Source organism: Bradyrhizobium manausense (assembly GCF_001440035.1).
Classification (GTDB): Bacteria; Pseudomonadota; Alphaproteobacteria; order Rhizobiales; family Xanthobacteraceae; genus Bradyrhizobium; species Bradyrhizobium manausense.
The window spans coordinates 1-17,984 of record NZ_LJYG01000101.1; the positions used below are offsets into that span (position 1 = coordinate 1).

13 protein-coding genes are annotated in these 17,984 nt (G+C 64.9%); 6 read left to right on the forward strand and 7 right to left on the reverse strand.

Annotated elements, in window-relative coordinates:
* Window positions 1-288 precede the first annotated feature (288 nt).
* Window positions 289-1,224: a LysR family transcriptional regulator gene (locus tag AOQ71_RS25065; RefSeq protein ID WP_057752528.1), complete on the reverse strand. Its 936-nt coding sequence runs from the start codon at window positions 1,222-1,224 to the stop codon at window positions 289-291.
* Between the two features lie 122 nt (window positions 1,225-1,346).
* Between AOQ71_RS25065 and AOQ71_RS25070 the strand changes: the two genes are divergently transcribed.
* The 3 genes from AOQ71_RS25070 (at window position 1,347) to AOQ71_RS49785 (ending at window position 3,046) form a co-directional block, all read left to right on the forward strand.
* A complete protein-coding gene (locus AOQ71_RS25070; RefSeq protein ID WP_057752530.1) occupies window positions 1,347-2,045 on the forward strand; it encodes a pirin family protein in 699 nt (232 codons plus the stop codon).
* A gap of 147 nt (window positions 2,046-2,192) precedes the next feature.
* Window positions 2,193-2,792, forward strand: a complete 600-nt coding sequence (wrbA, locus tag AOQ71_RS25075) for an NAD(P)H:quinone oxidoreductase (protein WP_057752533.1) — start codon at window positions 2,193-2,195, stop codon at window positions 2,790-2,792.
* A gap of 119 nt (window positions 2,793-2,911) precedes the next feature.
* Entirely contained in the window at window positions 2,912-3,046 is a 135-nt protein-coding gene (locus AOQ71_RS49785; protein ID WP_271600739.1) for a hypothetical protein, read from the forward strand.
* Window positions 3,047-3,050: 4 nt separating this feature from the next.
* Here the strand turns inward: AOQ71_RS49785 and AOQ71_RS25085 are convergent, their stop codons facing one another.
* The 4 genes from AOQ71_RS25085 to AOQ71_RS25100 form a co-directional block, all read right to left on the reverse strand.
* Window positions 3,051-3,935, reverse strand: a complete 885-nt coding sequence (locus tag AOQ71_RS25085) for a protein-L-isoaspartate O-methyltransferase family protein (RefSeq protein ID WP_057752539.1) — start codon at window positions 3,933-3,935, stop codon at window positions 3,051-3,053.
* 75 nt (window positions 3,936-4,010) lie between these two features.
* A complete protein-coding gene (locus tag AOQ71_RS25090; protein ID WP_057752542.1) occupies window positions 4,011-5,153 on the reverse strand; it encodes a GNAT family N-acetyltransferase in 1,143 nt (380 codons plus the stop codon).
* A 93-nt stretch (window positions 5,154-5,246) separates the two neighbouring features.
* Complete coding sequence (locus AOQ71_RS25095) at window positions 5,247-6,659, reverse strand: O-antigen ligase family protein (protein WP_083514479.1); 1,413 nt, start codon at window positions 6,657-6,659, stop codon at window positions 5,247-5,249.
* A 60-nt stretch (window positions 6,660-6,719) separates the two neighbouring features.
* The gene (locus AOQ71_RS25100) at window positions 6,720-7,787 is read right to left on the reverse strand and encodes a glycosyltransferase (RefSeq protein WP_057752901.1); all 1,068 of its coding nucleotides are present in this window, start codon (window positions 7,785-7,787) and stop codon (window positions 6,720-6,722) included.
* A gap of 250 nt (window positions 7,788-8,037) precedes the next feature.
* Here AOQ71_RS25100 and AOQ71_RS25105 point away from each other — a divergent pair, with 250 nt between their 5' ends.
* Window positions 8,038-8,991, forward strand: a complete 954-nt coding sequence (locus tag AOQ71_RS25105; protein ID WP_057752545.1) for a glycosyltransferase — start codon at window positions 8,038-8,040, stop codon at window positions 8,989-8,991.
* Between the two features lie 18 nt (window positions 8,992-9,009).
* Here AOQ71_RS25105 and AOQ71_RS25110 read toward each other — a convergent pair whose 3' ends face one another.
* The gene (locus AOQ71_RS25110; protein ID WP_057752548.1) at window positions 9,010-10,038 is read right to left on the reverse strand and encodes a glycosyltransferase family 2 protein; all 1,029 of its coding nucleotides are present in this window, start codon (window positions 10,036-10,038) and stop codon (window positions 9,010-9,012) included.
* 803 nt (window positions 10,039-10,841) lie between these two features.
* Between AOQ71_RS25110 and AOQ71_RS25115 the strand changes: the two genes are divergently transcribed.
* Window positions 10,842-13,133 (forward strand): exopolysaccharide transport family protein, encoded by a 2,292-nt coding sequence (locus AOQ71_RS25115; protein ID WP_057752551.1) that lies wholly within the window; start codon window positions 10,842-10,844, stop codon window positions 13,131-13,133.
* Window positions 13,126-13,932 carry a WecB/TagA/CpsF family glycosyltransferase gene (locus AOQ71_RS25120; RefSeq protein WP_057752554.1) on the forward strand — a complete coding sequence of 269 codons (807 nt, stop codon included), beginning with the start codon at window positions 13,126-13,128 and terminating at the stop codon, window positions 13,930-13,932. Before AOQ71_RS25115 ends, AOQ71_RS25120 begins: the two co-directional genes overlap by 8 nt.
* Window positions 13,933-14,071: 139 nt before the next feature.
* Here the strand turns inward: AOQ71_RS25120 and AOQ71_RS25125 are convergent, their stop codons facing one another.
* Window positions 14,072-17,635, reverse strand: coding sequence for a bifunctional diguanylate cyclase/phosphodiesterase (locus AOQ71_RS25125; RefSeq protein WP_057752557.1), 3,564 nt, complete (start codon window positions 17,633-17,635; stop codon window positions 14,072-14,074).
* Between the last annotated feature and the right edge of the window lie 349 nt (window positions 17,636-17,984).

Consider the following 17,984-nt stretch of genomic DNA (forward strand, 5'->3'; position numbering starts at 1 on the left):
CGGGGCAAAGACGTGGGCACGCTTCGCTTTGCCCGCCCTACGATAGTTTGCTCGAGGGATAGACTAGCGAGATCTCGTACGGTGGGCAAAGGCGCGCTCTTCGCGCGCCGTGCCCACGATCACTCGCCGAATGCCCGGCTGTCGGGCATAGCCCTGCAAGCAAGACGCTCCCTTGTGGGCGCCGATGGCGAGACGCTTGCGATCACCCGGGGCAAAGACGTGGGCACGCTGCGCTTTGCCCACCCTACGATAGCTGTTTGCAGGATAGACTAACGGCCTCCATAGTGGCTATCCCGCCTTCGCACGCTTCTGCGGCTTCCGCTTGCAGGTGCCGGGCAGCTTCGCCGCCAGGAAATCAGCGAGCGCTTCGACGCGCGCGGGGCGCGGGCCGCCGGGCGGAGTGACCAGGTGCACGGCGCCTTCGGCCTGCTTCCAGTCTTTCAGGATGACCTCGACGGCGCCGGACGAAATGGCTTCGCCGACGATGAACTCGGGCAGCTCGGCGATGCCGAGGCCGGCGATGAGCGAGGGCATCACGGCTTCACCGTTGTTGACGCGAAGCTGGCCGCCGGGACGGACGCTGGCCTGCTCGCCGGCGGCGTTGGTGTAGTGCCAGAGGTTCGGTGTCGAGAGATAGGCGTAAGCAAAGCATTTGTGCTCGGCGAGATGCATCGGATGCGTGGGACGGCCGTGTTTTTTCAGATAGGACGGCGCGGCCACGGTGAAGCGCGGCATGGTGAACAGCCGTCGCGCGATCAGCGAGGAATCCGGCAGGCGCGCGATCCGCACCGCCATGTCGAAACCTTCGCCGATCAGATCGACGGTCGCATCGCTCAAGTGAAGATCGACCGAGACCTCCGGATAGGCCTCGAAGAACTCCGGCAAGAGCGGCGCCACCGCCTTGATGCCGAACGTCATGGGCACCGCCAGCCGCACCAGCCCGCGCGGCGCCACCGATTGCGCCAAGGCCTCGTTCTCGGCTGCCTCGCCGTCGGCGAGCAGCCGCGTGGCGCGGTCGGCGAGCTTGTGGCCGGCATCGGTCAGCGCGAGCCGCCGCGAGGTGCGGTTGAACAAGCGGGCCCCCAACCGCTCCTCCAGGCGGGTGACAGCCTTGGACACTGTCGCCTTGGACATTGTGAGCTCGCTGGCGGCCCCCGCAAACGACCGTAGCTCCACGACTTTTGCAAAAATCGCGAGCGCCTCGAAATCGGGGAGTTTGGCCATGGCTGGGTCCGTCAGGGTTATCTTGGGAAACAATGTGTTTCGACAGTTTCTATTTCTATACCACAGGCGACGGCTTATCCAAGGTCCATCAGGAATTGAGGACTGCTCCAACCCAGACGCAAATGATCGAACTCAGACCTTTCGATAAGCTCGGCGGCGCCGATCACGGCTGGCTGAAAGCCAAGCGTCATTTCTCCTTCGCCAGTCACTACGATCCGAACAACATGGGTCATGGCGCGTTGCGGGTGTGGAACGATGACGAGATCGCGCCGAACACCGGCTTTCCCGCCCATCCCCACGCCAACATGGAGATCATCACCTATGTGCGCGAAGGCGCGATCACCCATCAAGACAGCCTCGGCAACGAGGGCCGCACGGAAGCGGGCGACGTGCAGGTGATGAGTGCCGGCAGCGGCATCCGCCATTCCGAGTACAATCTCGAGCCGACCAGGACCCGGATCTTCCAGATCTGGATCGAGCCTGTGGCGCGCGGCGGACAGCCGACCTGGGGCTCAAAACCGTTTCCGAAGGCGGATCGCTCCGGCAGACTTGTCACCATCGCGAGCGGCCTTGACGGTGACACCGACGCGCTGCCGATCCGCGCCGATGCGCGGGTGCTCGCCACCACGCTGAAGGCCGGCGAGAGCGCGGAGTACGAGCCCCACAAGGCGCGCCACCTGTATCTGGTACCCGCGGCCGGCGCGGTCGAGATCAACGGCGTGCGCGTCAATGCGCGCGACGGGGCCGCGATCCGCGACGAGAGCAAGCTGACCATCACGGCGCTCGAAGATTCCGAGCTCGTGCTCGTCGACGCGGCGTAACCACATCATCGATCGTTATTCCGGGGCGGCTCGAAGAGCCGAACCTCAGGTGCGCAATTGCGCACCGGGAAATCTCGAGGTTCCGGGTTCGATGCTTTGCATCGCCCCGGAACGACGGAGAAATCACGAACACCAACGGAGACCACCATGACCAAAGTTCTCGTCCTCTATTATTCCGCCTATGGCCATATCGAAGCGATGGCGGATGCCGTCGCGGAAGGCGCGCGCGAAGCCGGCGCCACCGTCGACATCAAGCGCGTGCCTGAGCTGGTGCCGGCCGAAGTCGCGAAAGCCTCACATTACAAGGTCGATCAGGCCGCCCCCATCGCCAAGATCGAAGACCTCGCCAGTTACGATGCGATCATCGTCGGCACCGGCACCCGCTTCGGCCGCATGGCCTCGCAGATGGCGAACTTCCTCGACCAGGCCGGCGGGCTCTGGGCCAAGGGCGCGCTGCACGGCAAGGTCGGTGGCGCCTTCACTGCAAGCGCGACCCAGCATGGCGGCCAGGAGACGACGCTGTTCTCGATCATCACCAACCTGCTGCATTTCGGCATGGTGATCGTCGGCATGAACTACGGCTTTGCCGGCCAGATGAAGCTCGACGAGGTCACCGGCGGCGCGCCCTACGGCGCCACCACGATCACCGGCGGCGACGGCAGCCGCCAGCCCAGCGCCAACGAGCTGGCCGGCGCGCGCTATCAGGGCCGCCAGATCGCGGAGACCGCGAAGAAGCTGCACGGTTAGGCCATGGCTTCAATCTGCTGCATGGCAGATGCGACGCGGGCGGCATTCTCTCACGGGAATGCCGCCCCATCTCTATGAGCGACGACGAGACGACTTCCGGACAGGACCTTGCGATAGCGATGGCTTTCGAACTTCTCTTGATTGCACAGATGATCCGCAGGCCGGCCCAGGCGCTGGCGCGCCGCTGGTATTGCCGCAGCCTGTTTCGCGCCTCGCGCGGCCGGTTTCACTGCGCCGAGTGCACCGGCTCGTAATCCGTCACGCCCGCGTGATGTCCGCGTGCGGCGGGATGCTGACATCAGGCGCAGATGCGGATGCCGTTGAAAGCCACCAGCCGTCGCCGGCGAACCAGCAGGTCTCGTCGGGCGCCTCGCCCCGCCGTAGCGACTGCACGCCCTCCCAGCCTTTTGCGAACGCTTCGGCCAGTCGCCGGCCCGCCTCCCCATCCTGAAGCCCGGCGCAGCCGATGAACTGGGCGCGGCTCAGGAATTTCGCGGGCCAGGCCGTGCCCTGCTGCGGGCGCGTGATCATCAACATGCCGCCGAGCACGCCCGCGGGCGCCAGCGGAAACACCAGCCGGCCGCCGGGCCGCAGCGCCCCCAGCCATTCCGGCGCCGGCTGCGCCGCGCCCGCACAGACGTAGATCACGTCGACATCGGGCAGATCGGAGGCAACGCCCGAGCGCGCGCGCAGCTCGACATTGGCGATGTCCTTCAGGTTCTCGCGCGCAAGCGCTGCGAGCCGTTCGTCGACCTCATAGGCATAGACGCAACCGCCAGGCCCGGCGAGCTCGGCGAGGATCGCGGTGTAATAGCCCGTGCCCGCGCCGATCTGCAGCACCGTCTCTCCTTCCTTGACACCGCAGCCGCTGAGCCAATGCGCGTGCGCGCCGGGCATGCCGATGTTGATGCCCCGCGCCGGATCCAGCGCCAGCAGCGTGTTCTGATAGAGAAAGGCGGGATCGTCATCGGGCGTCACGACATAGGGATGGCCGCCCAGCGTGATCGACCACGGCCCGGGCCCGGCGAAGGGTTCGCGCCTCACCTTGCGAAAGGCCTGCTCGAGGCGAGGGTCCGTGGCCCTGGCCGCGGCGCAGATCAATTGCGCAAAGAACGCGCGATATTTGTCCGAACGATCGTGCATGTCGCCTCCTGGCTGAGGCGGTCACGATAGCACAATTCATGCGATATCCGAGCGACCGCTGCAACCGGCGACGGTTCAGCGCGCCTTGCCCATGGCCCGCGCGGCCAAGGCCGCAAGCCTTGGATGACGGCGCAGCCCCTGCGCGGCATGGTCGCGCAGAACAAAAGGCAGCCCGCGCCAGGACAGCGCGACGGTGACATCGGTCAATGGCAACGGCTCGGCGCCGAAGCGGCGCTTGTAGTCGTGATTGCCGATGCTGAGATCGAAGCGCCGCACGCCCTGCGCATGCAGGGCCGCCATGGTGCGCTCGGTCACGAGCAGCCCCGGCGAGCAATTCGCCCATCGCTTGCCGGCATTGCCGATCCGCAGCAAATAGAAGGTCGCGCCGTATCTGACGCCGAACGCGGTCGCGACGATGCCCTCGTCGCAGACGAGCGCCGAAATGACCGCATAGCCTTCCGAAACGCCGCGACGGGCGACATCGCGGTAGAAGCGGGAATGGGCCGCGTCGTTGAGGACGAACCGCAAGCCGATCTGCTGCATGCGCTCCTGCTGCTGGATGTCGATCACGTCCAGAAGCTGGTGCGCGCGTTCGACGTCGGTCGCGATCTCGAAGCGAGCGCCGGCATGGCGGTTGAACACGCGCCAGCAGCGCGGCATCTGCATGCGCTTGATCGAGGCCTGATAGTCCGCATAGTCATCGCCGGTCAGCACGAGATTGGCGTTCAGCGAGCAGGAGCCGGAGCGGCCGAGCGACACCAGCGGGTTCGGCTTGGCGCCGACATAGGACGGCATCTTCTTGAAGCGAAGCAGGTCGAAACGATCAGGCAAGGCGCGCAAGCCATCGACCAGCGCCGCACTGATCGCCTCGGCGCCGGCCGCATCGAAATTCGCATCCCCCGCAACGATCGGAGCGTTATTGTCGGAGACGCCGAGATCGGCAAACTCGACGATACGGATGCCGCGCCTAAAGTGGCTGAACATCGGCACGACAGCGATGTCCTTGGCCGTCGCCGCGTCGGTGATGACAGCGATCAGCGGCGCGACGCCTTCAAACGCCTCGTACCAGGCGCCCAGCCAGTAACCATGTTGAAACGCGGTGCGATGCCCACCGTTCAGGCGCAATGCCGCCTGTTGCCAGTCGCGCAGGAACTCGACCGAGATTCCCGACGCGCTTGAGGCCCGACCGTCTAGCTGCTCGACGCTGAGAAACGCCATTTGCGGGGCATACAGTTAATGAACACGTCCAGATAGATGATGTTTTGGCGCTGACTACAAGTTACGTTGCTGCTTATCGTTAAGCGGTTACCGTCAGCCCGCGCGCATGTTTTCAGCCGCGCCGCCATCCGGACGCGCGGCTGCGACAGATTGTCTGCGAGCGGGTTCACCTTGCGCGACGCATTGGAACCTGGCCAGAAAGTGCAGCCCCGCGACCGCGAGCGCGAACATGAACCAGACCGGATTCTGCCGCTCGACCAGGAAGGTCTCGGTCGTTCCGAAGTAGAGGCCGAACAGCCAGATGGTCAGGAACAGCCTGCCCAGCGCATGGCTGCGATTGTGGGCCTGGACCTCCTGGAAATTGCGCAGCGGCGCGAGCACGAAGATGAGGATGACAAGCAAGAGGCCCGGCAGGCCGATGGTGACGGCAAGGTCGAGATAGCTGTTGTGGCTGTGCGCCGCGGTCACCGCCCATTCCGAGCCCTGGATGGTCTTCCCTTCCGCCGCGCCGTCCCAGAACGCCGCATAGCCATGACCGGTGATCGGCCTTTCCGCAACGGCTCCGAGCGCAAACTCCCAGATCTCGGAACGGCCGGTGAAGGTGGGGTCGATCGGAAGCGCCCGCGTGATGCCGCCGAGCACCGGGCTCGTGACGCTGCCGACCGTCAGCAGGTTCATCACGATCAGCGGCGCGAAGCAGATGATCCGCTTCAGCCACAGGCTTCTGATGGCATAGACCACCGATGCCAGCGCATAGACCGCAAGACACAGCACCGAGGACGTCTTGCCGCCGGTGAAGATCAGAAAGATGCCGGAAAGCAGCGCGATCGCCGGCCCCATCACGTAGGAGCCCACGGCCGTCAGGTAAATGCCTGTATAGACCAGGATCGACATCACCGGCGAGGCGATGTTCTTGTGGCCGAAGCTGCCGCGCCAGTCGCCGGCAAGCTGCGGCTCGGTGATGTCGAGCGCGGTGTGGATCGAATATTGCGGGGCAAGGATGATGCCGAGATAACATATCACCAGCAGCACCAGCGCGGCGCCGCCGAGGCACAGATCGAAGCTTCGCTGCGTCGGCGGCAGCAGCGGCAGCAGGATGGCCAGCGTGGTGGCGCTGGCCGCGAGCACGAAGCGCTGGATCGAGATCTCGCGGCTCTCGGAGAACGCGAGATTGATCATCATCCAGCCGATCAGGCAGAGATGCAGCGGCGTGACCAGGCTTCTGAGCGAGGGCGCATCGGTCGTGAAGGTGAGCAGCACCGCGACCGCGGCCAGCAATCCGAACGAGACGTAGGTCGTCGCCAATCGTCCGCTGACGATGGCGGCGACGTCGGGGTTGCGCAGATCGGCAAACGGATCGAGCGTGATCAGCACCAGCAGCAGGCTTGCAACGGCAACAAGACAACGCGCCGTGCTCGCGACGTCGAACTTCGCCAGCGCATCGCGCAGCGCCTCGCCCAGCGAGCGGGCCTCGACGTCGGTCATGTCTGCGGCGCTGCGATCCATGCCTCAAGGCCTGCCGGGACGATGGGGGACTCCAAGGGTCTACACCGGGCTACGCCGGGTCTAGCCCATCCCCGTTAACCATCCGTCAACCAGCACGCCCGAGGCGGCAGGGACCCTGCTCTGCCGCGCGACGCTGCGCGCGATTTCGTAATATTGCAGCGCGCGTTGTTCCAGCGTCAGATTGTCCACAATATAGCCGCGCGGATCGAATTTTCCCGCGGTGCAGCCGGCCCAGAAATCGGTCCAGCGCTCCTCGAAGCCGGCGTGGTCGGTGAACTTGAGCCCGCAGCGATCATCCCAATAGGGCACCGACGAGACGGGCGCGAACTGGACGCGGTGCGGGTAATAGTCGGGATCCCGCCACGGACCGCCGGGATCCCAGGCAAACACCGGCACGCCGCAGGACAGCGCCTGCTGATAGGCAATGCCCTGGCTCTCGTTCTGACACAGGAAGATCATCGCGCGCGAGCGGGCCAACGCGGACCGGTAGTCCTCCTCCTTGTAGCTGCCGTAGCGCAGCTCGGTGAAGGAGCGGCCTTCCCTCGTCAGCCTTGCGCAAACCGGCTCGAGCAGCTCCGGCACGTGCCGCTCGCGATCCAGGCTGACCTTGTCGTAGATCAGGACGTCGACGGTCTTGTCGCGTGGGCGCGACGGCGCCCAGTGATCCGTGTCGATGCCCACGGGCCAGGCTTCCGTCTCAGGCCAATGCGGCCGGTACATCTCGGCATACCACGGACCGGGCACCAGGAATTTCCTGACTGGAAGCCGCCTGAACAGGTCAGGATCGTCGAACGGATGGTTATAGGCACAAACGCCAAGCAGGATCGGGTTCTTCCACGCAAACTTGTCGAGCAGGAAGGCGCGGCCGATGATGCAGGCGACTTCTTCCTGATGTTGCGCGATGTAGCCGTAGTCGTTGACGCGATAGCGGATGCCGAGCCGGTCGAGCCCGGCGCAGAGATTGAGGAACACGCGCAGCTGCCCGCTCATGCGCGGCTCACCAAACAGCATCTTGCGCGCCATGCGACGCAGATGGCGGTCGCCGGGAAACCAGCGATCGTCCTTGTCCTCGTAGAACAGGTTGAGGATCATGTCGTCGGGATCGTAGTCGAACGTCTTTGCGGGCACTTTCATCCATCCGCGGCATCAAGGCCGGTAGTTTCGCACGAGACCGGTTGTCGCACCTGTCGAAATCAGCGACAGACTTAACGCCCCGGGTTTAACGCTAATCTACGAAACCGATGATTTGGACCGCGTTCGCAACACCGATCTGGTTCTTATCTGGGTATCATCTGCGCACGCCAGGACCGCGGCTGCAGGCCGCCTGGTTAACAGATCCTTAAACAGGACGAGCCCCCGCTTGCCTCTCGCCGACGCCATGCTCGATGCAGCGACCACAGCCCCGGTGGCGGCGGACGCGCGCGCGACGTCGCCTGCCGTGTCGGTTGTCATCCCTGCGAAGAATGCCGCAGCCTATATCGGCGAAGCCATCGAGAGCGCGCTCATGCAGGACGGCGTCGGCGAGATTATCGTCGTCGACGACGGCTCCACCGACGGCACCGACGCAATCGTCCGCGCCATCCGCGAGCCGCGGCTGCGCCTGATGCGGAACGACGCCAGCGGCGTTTCGGCCGCGCGCAACCTCGGTGCCCGCAACGCACGCGGGGACTGGCTGCTCTTCCTCGATGCGGACGATCGCCTGCGGCCCGACGCGGTCAAGACATTGCTGGCGACGGCCAGGACCGCGCCGCAGGCGGTTCTGGTCTATGGCGACTACAACACCATCGACAGCGCCGGGCGAACGATCGGCCGCCGCGATCTCTTGAAGGGACGGCTCAAGCCCTCGGGCAATGTGCTGGAACGGCTCGCCGGCGGCAATTTCATCGTCAACGGCGGCATCATGCTGATTCGCGCCGATGCCTTCCGCACCAGCGGCGGCTTCGACGTTTCACTGCGCTATTGCGAGGACTGGCACTGCTGGTGCCGGCTCGCCGCAACCGGTGAGTTCGCCTATGTGCCCAAGCTTCTGCTCGACTATCGGCTGCACACGGCCAATACGATGAATGCGGCAGTGCGGACGCCGCAGGATTTCTTCCCGGCGGTGGCGCGCGTGTTCGGTGACGAGCTCATCCTGGGCAAGCTGCCATCGGGCGCGGCTGCGCGGCTGCGGCAGGCGGCCGAGATCCATCTCGTCACCTATGCTGCGACGCAGGCGGTGCGCTTCGGGCGATATCGCGAGGCGCTTGCCTATCTCGGCATGGTCGGGCAGCGATCGCTCAAGGCGATGCCGCGGTCCGCGATCAAGGTCGCGCTTTCCTATTTCGGGATCTAGCGTCTCGGCGCGAACCCGTCAGGAAACGATTTTCGAGGCCTCATAAGGCTTCGGATCGAAGCCGAATGCCGCGAGCGCGGACCCGACGGCCACCAGCAAGGGATGCATCGCCACGACGGCCCTCGATGACGTCAGCAGGCGGAGCGAGCGGACCAGAGACAGCGGCAGCCGTCCGAGCGTCTGCGCAAACAGACGCGCCCGTGCCGACGCACCGTGCGCGGCCTTGGATCGCACACGATAGTTGATGACCCCGATGCGCAGGCCCCGCCTGGCGATCCAGCCGAAGCCAGTGCGGCTTTGCGGCACGGTCTCGGTGATGACGGCTTCCGCGGTCCAGTGGAAGATCATGCCGGCATTGCGGCCGCGATAGAAGAAGTCGCAATCGCCGCCGCCGAGAAAATTGAACTGCAGATCGAAGGCGGGGCTGCCGAGCCGGTCGAACGCGGCGCGCGTGATCAGGCAATTGCCGCAGCCATAGATCATCGGCACAGCACCGGTGTAGTCGTAGGCCGGGCAGAAGGCGGGATGACGCGCGAGCCAGGGCTGGCTGTCATCGTCAAACACGGGCAGCACCGGTCCGCCGACAATGTCGGCACCGGTCGCCTCCGCCGTGCGAACCATCAGCTCGAGCCAATCGGGCGAAGCGATCTCGTCGTCGTCGATCATCAGGAAGCGGGTCGCGGCGGGAAACACCGCCTGCGCCGTCTCGAACGCGGCGTTGATCGCCCGGCAATTGCCCTGCCGCTTCTCGACCAGACAGATGCCCTGGAGTTTGCCTGACACGAGGTATTCCGCAGCCACCGGCGCGCTCGCGCGTGCTGCCGCATCGTTCTCAACCATGACCACCGCGAATGAGCGCGGGGTGCGCTGATTGACCAGCGAATCCAGCGTCAGCCGCAGATGTTCAGGTCGGCGGAAACAGGGAATGCAGACGACGATGCCGACCGAGAGGTCGATGACGCGCGAACTCGCCGCGATCTCCCTGAAGGGATCGCGCAAGCTTTCCGAGATCCGGCTGGCGGACAAATCTGTCGGGATCAGCGTCATTGCGTTCTCAATGCCTGAGATATGTTGAGAAAGCCCTGCCTCGACTGTCCCGCGACGGCACGGCCGCACGGGACAGAAGCGTCCCAGTATGAGCGGCCTGCCCGCGTGATCAAATTGCACCGCGACGGCGATGTCGCGTCCGTGAGGCGTCCTGTCATGCGCTTGATCGCTTCGCGTGCTTTTTCCTGCAAATTCCGTCGCGCCTCACACTGCAATTCGCAGTCCATCACGCGCCAGCGGCGCAGGCATGAACGATGCCGTAGTTAACGCGGGGTCTAATTAACCCAGCTGTAAGCACCGCGATCGGCGATGCCCCGCGGCACCGGATTTGCTCTTCGAGGTCGCGAGATTTTTCCTGTAAATTTAAGTCGAACAAGCGCGGTTGGAAACAATGGGCAGGTCAGCCACGATCGATCTCGCGACGGCGACGCGGCCGAAGCTCAAAGCCTTCGACGGTGCCGCCGATCTCCGGCGCGGCGACTGTCACGTCGTTCTGCGGAGGCGCTGAGCCATGCGCGCGCTGATCGGCCCTCAAGCGACGATGCCGGACCGGTGCGCGCCGCCGGGCACGCATGGTAACGAACCGTTAATCACTGCAGGGCTGCCGGCACCGAGGCGGCCCAACGACGCGGCAAGAGGCGGCGTGCCCTTAAACGCTTTGTTTGCCATTTCGGTGAATAGTCCCTCAATGAGTATGGTTAATTTTCCCTGTTGCGTTGATTGCGCACCTATATCCCCGGTGCGAGGCGTAAAGCGAAGAGTAACCCCTCAGCCCGCGACCGTTGCAATGAAAGCTGGGGACTATGCTTGACTACAACCAGCCGATCGATCGGGCCAAAAATCCGACCGGGTCGGAAGCCTCGCGGCGGAGATCCGGGTCCAGCTTCAACGTGCTGGAGCTCGCCAGCCTGCTGTGGCGGCGCAGGATCGCGATTGCCTCCGCGGCACTGATCGGCGCGTGCCTCGCCGTCACCGTCGGCAAGAGCCTGGCACCCCGCTACACCGCGACCGCGCAGCTCTATGTCGATCCGCGCGAGCTTCAACTGGTCGATCGCGAGCTGACGCCGCGCGCGCAGGACGTCTCCGGCATGTCCATGCTGGTGGAGAGCCAGGCGCGCCTCATCACCTCCAACAGCGTGCTGCTGCAGGTGATCCAGCAGGCGGGTCTCGACAAGGATCCGGAATTCGGCGGGAGCGACGGCAAGACCCTGGCTGCCTCCTTGCTCGGCCTGATCGGCCTCCAGCTCCGCACGCCTTCCGCTGCGGAAGCCAAGGAGGTGCAGCTCGCCGCGCTCGACGCGCTGAACAAGCACATCACGATCCGCAAGACCGAAAAGAGCTTTATCGTCGACATCGAGGTCTGGTCGACCGATCCGGCGAAGGCGGCGATGCTGGCCAACACCCTGACCAGCACCTACCTCACGGAATCCCGCAACTCCCAGGCCCTGGCGGCGCGGCGCGCCACCAGCGAATTGTCGGGCCGGCTGAAGGAGCTGCGCGAGCGGCTGCGCAACGCCGAGATCGCGCTTGCCAACTACAAGGCCCAGAACAATTTCGTCGGCACCCAGGATTCGCTGATCTCCGATCAGCAACTCTCCTCCAGCAACCAGCGCCTGTCCGCGGCCCGCGCAGCGACGATGGACGCCCAAGCGCGGCTGGACCAGATCGAGGCCAACAAGCGGACCGCCGCGGATGCGGGCGCAATCCCCGAAGCGCTGCAATCGCCGACCATCGCCAATTTGCGCGCGCAATATGCCGACGCCCGCAAGAAATATGCGGAGCAGACCGCCGAACTCGGCCCGCGCCACCCGGCGCTGCGGCAGACCGAGAAGCAGGTCGAGGATCTCAAGCGCACCATCAACGAAGAGATCGATCGCTTCGCACTGTCCGCCAAGAACGACCTGACCCGCGCCCGCGATTACGAAGCCTCGCTCAACCGGGCGCTGGAGGTGCAGAAGCGACAGAGCGTGCAGCTGAGCCAGGCGGCGGTGCGCCTGCGCGAGCTCGAGCGCGAAGCCGACGCAAGCCGCGATGTCTACCAATCATTTCTCAAGCGCTCGCGCGAGACCGAGGAACAGGAAGCCCTGAACACCTCGGCGGCCCGCGTCATCGGCGAAGCCACGATACCGCAACGCCGCTCGTTCCCGCCGGGCATGACCCTGTTCGCAATGATCGGCTTCGGCTTCGGCGCGCTCGCCGCCATCTTCTGGTTCGTCGCGGCCGAGCATCTGTTCAATGGCACGACCGCCCCCGAACCGAGCCGTCGCGAACGCAAGCCTGAACCCGAAATTGCGATGCCTGAGCCCGAAGCCACCGCGCCTCTGCCCGCGCTCGCGCTGGTCGAGAAGCCGCTGATCGCCCGGCTCCAGGAGGCGGACGTGATCCGCACGCTCGGCGCCATTCTCGCAACCGGCAGCGGCGTCGACCTGACCCGAATCGGCTGGCCGACACTCCGGCCCGGATTTCCGTTGACGACGCTGCTCAACGCGCTGCGCGACATGCGTGCGGCGATGGCGCGCCGCGCCGGCAGCAAGACGATGCCCGTGATTGCGCTGGTCGGGGCCGGCCAGACCTCGGAGCGCAGCGTGACCACGTTGAACTTCGCGCTCGCGGCCGCGCGCGACGGCAGCCGCGTGCTGATGATCGATGCCGACCATCAATCCCACGCGCTCTCGAACAGGATCAAACGCCCAGGCAAGAGCGAAACCGGCAAGGTGGGCTGGTTCTCGATCGGCAGCAAGGCCGCGCGCGAGATCAAGACCGTGAACGGCATCTCGGTGCTGCCGGCGACCGAGACCGATGCCGGCAAGGCCACTGAGTCGATCCGCAAGGCCATCGCGCAGGCGCGCGCGGCCGGCGGTTATGACCTCGTCATTCTCGACGGCCCCGCGATGCCGCTCTCGGCCGCCGGCCGCAAGCTGCTCGATGGCGCTGACGCGCTGGTAGCGGTGCTGCCGACCAGCCACGACATCAACGACAGCATGGAAGAGATCCTGACCGCGCTCGGCGCCGCCCAGCGCAAGCTGGTCGGTGTCGTGCTCGACGAGCTCACCCCGGCAACCCAAACGCTCCAGCGAGGCAAACAATATGCTTGAGCGCCGCGTCAATCTCGAAGGTCGGGCCGCAACCGCCGACGTGCCCCGGATCACTGTCGGTGGCCTGCGCATGGCTGCGCTCGACCTGGAAGCCACCGCCGACTTCATGATCGCTGCGACCGATCAACGGCACCGCATCAACCGGCCGCTGTACCTGACCTCCGCCAACGGCGAGGTGCTGGCGCGCTGCTCGACGGAGCCGCAGATCGAACGTCTGTTCCGCGCCGCCGATCTGATCAATGCCGACGGCCAGCCGCTGGTGGCGGCCTCGAAGCTGCAGTCCTGGTTTCCATTGCCGGAGCGCGTTGCCACGACCGACCTGTTCCATGTCGTCGCGCGCAAGGCGGAGGTGACCGGTCGCACCTTCTACATGTTCGGCGCCAGCGAGCAGGAGAACGCCGCGGCCGTCAGGCGCGTCCAGAACATGTATCCGAGGCTCAAGATCGTCGGATACAGCCATGGCTATCTCGATGGCGAGGCGCTGCGGGCCAAGGTCGACGAGATCAACGCGCTTGCGCCCGACTTCCTGTGGGTGGCGCTCGGCGTCCCCAACGAGCAGGCTTTTGTCGAGGAATACACGCCGCGGCTGACCAATGTCGGCGTCATCAAGACGTCAGGCGGCCTCTTCAACTTCCTGTCGGGCAGCCGCTCCCGCGCGCCGCGATGGATGCAGAGGTTCGGGCTTGAATGGGCCTGGCGCACCTGGCTCGAGCCGCGCCGTCTGTTCTGGCGCTATCTGACCACCAATCCCCGCGCGATCTATCTTCTCTTCAGCCGCAACCGGCCGGCCAATCGCTAAAGACCTAAAGCGCGATGTGATCCGGATGAATCACAATTGCGCTTTTAGGTTATGTTTGAGCATGATCTTTTCGAAAAACCGCTGCACACTTTTCCGGATCATGCTGTAGCGCATCCGCCTCGATTGCGTTGCGCAGCCGTCAGACGATTGCGCGTTTCAACACCGGTCCCGCCTCGTCCACGGCCAAGTCCGTCTCCGGCTGGAGCGGCGGCGCGATCGGCAGCTCGATCGGCCGCAGCAGCTCGGCCACCTGCTTCGCCGGCAACGGCCTGGAGATCAGGAAGCCCTGCATCTCGTCGCATCCATGGGTGCGCAGGAACGCCTCCTGCTCGGCATTCTCGACGCCCTCGGCGACCACCGTCATGCCGAGCGCCTTGCCCATGCTGATGATGGCCTGCGCGATCGCCTGGTCCTCCGAATCCTGCGGCAGGTCGCGCACGAAGGAACGGTCGATCTTGATCGTGTCGATCGGGAAATGCTTCATCAGCGACATCGACGAATAGCCGGTGCCGAAATCGTCGATTGCCAGGCGGATGCCGCGGCTCTGGATCGCATCGAGCACCTTCAGCGCACGCCCGACATTGCGCATCATCATGCTCTCGGTGACCTCGAGCTGGAGCAGCACCGGCGACATGCCGGAGGCCGCCAGCGCCTCGTCGACGTCCTGCAACAGATGCTCGTCGGCGAACTGCCGCGGCGACAGGTTCACCGCCATCGACAACGGCAGCAGGCCGCGGCGCTGCCAGGCCATCGCCTGCGCGCAGGCTTCCTTCAGCACCCAGCGGCCGATCGGCACGATCAGGCCGGTTTCTTCCGCGAGCGGGATGAACTGCGCCGGCGAGACGTTGCCGAGATCGGGGTGGTTCCAGCGGAGCAGCGCTTCCACGCCGGTGATCTGCCCCGTCTCAATGTCGACCTTGGGCTGGTAGTTCAGCGAGAACTGCTCCCGTTCGAGCGCCCGGCGCAACGCGCTTTCGAGCGACAAACGTTCGATCGACTGCGTCTTTACTTCCTTGGAGAAGAGGCGATAGCCGTTCTTGCCGTCTTCCTTGGCGAGGTACATCGCCATATCGGCGTTCTTGGTCAACGTCTGTGCATCGGCGCCGTTGGCCGGATACATCGCGATGCCGATCGACGCCGTGGTGTGGCATTCGTGACCGGCGAGCTCCATCGGCTCGGCGAGTGCGGCGAGCAGCCCGGCGGCGATGCGCTGGACATCGTCGATCTCGCCGCACTGATCGAGGATCACCACGAACTCGTCACCGCCGAGGCGCGCCACAACATCGCTGGCCCGCAGTGCGCCGCGCAAGCGATTTGCCACCTCGAGCAGAAGCAAATCGCCGGCCTCGTGTCCGAGCGAGTCGTTGATGACCTTGAAGCGATCGAGATCGATAAACAGCACTGCGAAGCGGTGATCATGGCGCTGCGCGTTGTCGATCGCTTCGCGCAGCAGCCCGTTGAAGGTCTCGCGGTTCGGCAGATCGGTCAGGCTGTCATGCGAGGCGAGGTATTCGATCCGCTCGTCGGCTTTGTTCTTCTCGTCGGCGCGATCGAAATTCTCCATCGCGAAAGAGACGTTGTCGGCGAGACGCTGCAGCAACTCGACGAACTCGGATGTGAAGGTGTCCTGTTCCGTCGACATGTAGATCATGACGCCAACGGCCTTGTCGTGCGTGATCAGCGGAAATGCCGCGCCGGAGCGTGCGCCGTCGATCCGGACGACAGCATGGAAGGCGCTGACGCGGCCGTCGTTGACGTAGTCGTTAACGATGCAAGGCTGGCGGGTGCGGAACGCCGTTCCGCTCATGCCACGGCCTTCGGGCCGGTCGGCGTCGACGGAGAGACGGACGTTGCGGGTGGTCTCGGCGGAAGGTCCCGCGCTTGCGACGATCGCGAGCCGATCGCTGTCGGCACTGGCGAGCGCAATGGTCGTCGAGGTAAACTTGCCGCCGGTGGACGCGGCCCGGCAGACGAGCTCGAACAGCTCAGTGCGAGACTTGGCGCGCACAATCGCTTCATTGGTGGCGCTGAGTGCCGCGAACATGCGCGTCAGGCGCTCCTTCTGCGCTTCGGCCCGCGCACGTTCGTCGGCCCGATCGAAATTGTCGAGCGCAAAGGCGACATTGGCCTGCAGCCGCTGCAGCAGTTCGACAAATTCCGGCGTGAAGGTGCCGCGCTCCGGCGAGTTGAACACGAATACGCCCTCGATACGGTCGCCGCTGAACAGCGGCAACGCCGCGGCTGATCCGATGCCGTGGCGGCGGGCATTGTCCGCCCAGGGCTTGATCCGGTCGTCGGACAGCACGTCGTTGCTGATGCAGGGCTGACGGGTACGGAAAGCCGTTCCGGTCAACCCGCGGCCTTCGGGCACCTGATCCGAGGTCGAAAATCTGAAGTTGCGAACCGCATCTGCGTTCGGACCGTAACAGGCGGCGACGCGGAGCAGCTCGGCCTGGTGATCGACCAGCGCGATGGCGGCCGAGGTGAATTTGGCGCCTTTGGCAGTTGCTTCGCAAACGAGATCGAACAGCTCGGCACGCGAATGGGCGCGCAGGATCGCCTCGTTGGTCGCGCTCAGCGCCGCATACATGCGCGCCAGGCGTTCCTCCTCCTCGGCGATCCGGGCCTTCTCGGCCTCGCGGTCGAAGTTGTCGATCGCAAAGCAGACATTCTCGGCGATGCGCAGCATCAGCCCGACCACTTCGCCGTCGGCGGCCCACGACTGGCTGAGGAAGGCCAGGATGACGCCGATGCTTTGGCCGTGCTTGACCAGCGGCGCCGCGACAAGCGCGGCGACGCCGGTGTTGACGTTGGGCTGCTCCCACGGCGTTCCCTTGGTGCGACGTGCGAGATCGCGCTCGACAATGGGCTTCTGTGTTCGAAACACTTCGCCGGAAATGCCGCGGCCGTAGGGATTGTCGGGATCAGTAGAGTAAAGTGTCTGCGCCACGGTCTCCAGATTCTCGCCGGTGCCGGCGACTGGCTTCAACCAGTGCGAATCCGGTTCCTTCAACAGAACGAAGGTCGCCAGCGACTTGCCGCCGTGCACGGAGGCGTCGCACACGAGCTGATACAGCTCCTGCTCGTTCTTTGCACGAAGGATGGCTTCATTGGTCGCGCTGAGCGCGCCGAACATGCGGTTGAGCCGCCGCGTCGTCCGCTCGCTGGCCTGCCGCGCGGCCTCGCGCGCAAAATTCTCCAGCGCGTAGGAAATGTTGGTCGACATGCGCTCGAACAGCGACACGATCTGCTCGTTCAGCGAGTTGGCCTCGCTGCGGGTCACGTACAGCACACCGACGCTGCTGCCGTTACATAGAAGCGGTAGCGCCGCCGCGGCGCCGATATTCGCTTTGGTCGCGCCCTCACGCCATGCCAGCGAGCGCGGATCATTCAGATAGTCGTTGCTGATGCAGAGCTTCTGGGTGCGAAACGCCTCGCCGCCGACACCCAAGCCCTCGGGCGCGCCGGCTTCGGTGGTGATCTTGAGCGCGCGCAGGCGAGCCACGTCGTCGCCACGACCGGCAGCGAAACGCAGGTGCTGGCCCTCCGGCTCCACCAGGAACACCGCGACGGCCATGAAGTCTCCGCTGGAAAACCCGGCGTCGCAGACCATCTGGTACAGCTCCTCCGGCGATTTCGCGTAGAGGATCGCTTCGTTAATGGCGCTCAGCGCCGCAAAGGTGCGCGCGAGTGACGTCGACACGATCTCAACTCCCGGGCATTTCTGCCGATTTTTCCCGGGTACCTTATGAATAGGGATCGCCTAAGTGGTCGTTATTGCGGCAGGGAAACCGCCAATCAGGGTGAACGAGCAGCGAATGATAGCTGAAAAATGTCCGGGAATACCGCCGCGCGGCAGGAGCCTTCGACCAAAGGCGCGCTCTGTCTACGAATTTGCAGCCCTGTATTGGTTTACGGGAGATTGATATCACACCTCCGCTTTGAGACGATGGCACCCAACAACAGGTCCGTTAAGGGCACGAAAGCCGAGGGAACGCCATGCCGATCATCAAGGCCGACCGCCTCACGCGCGTCAGCGCGGCGCTGCTCCG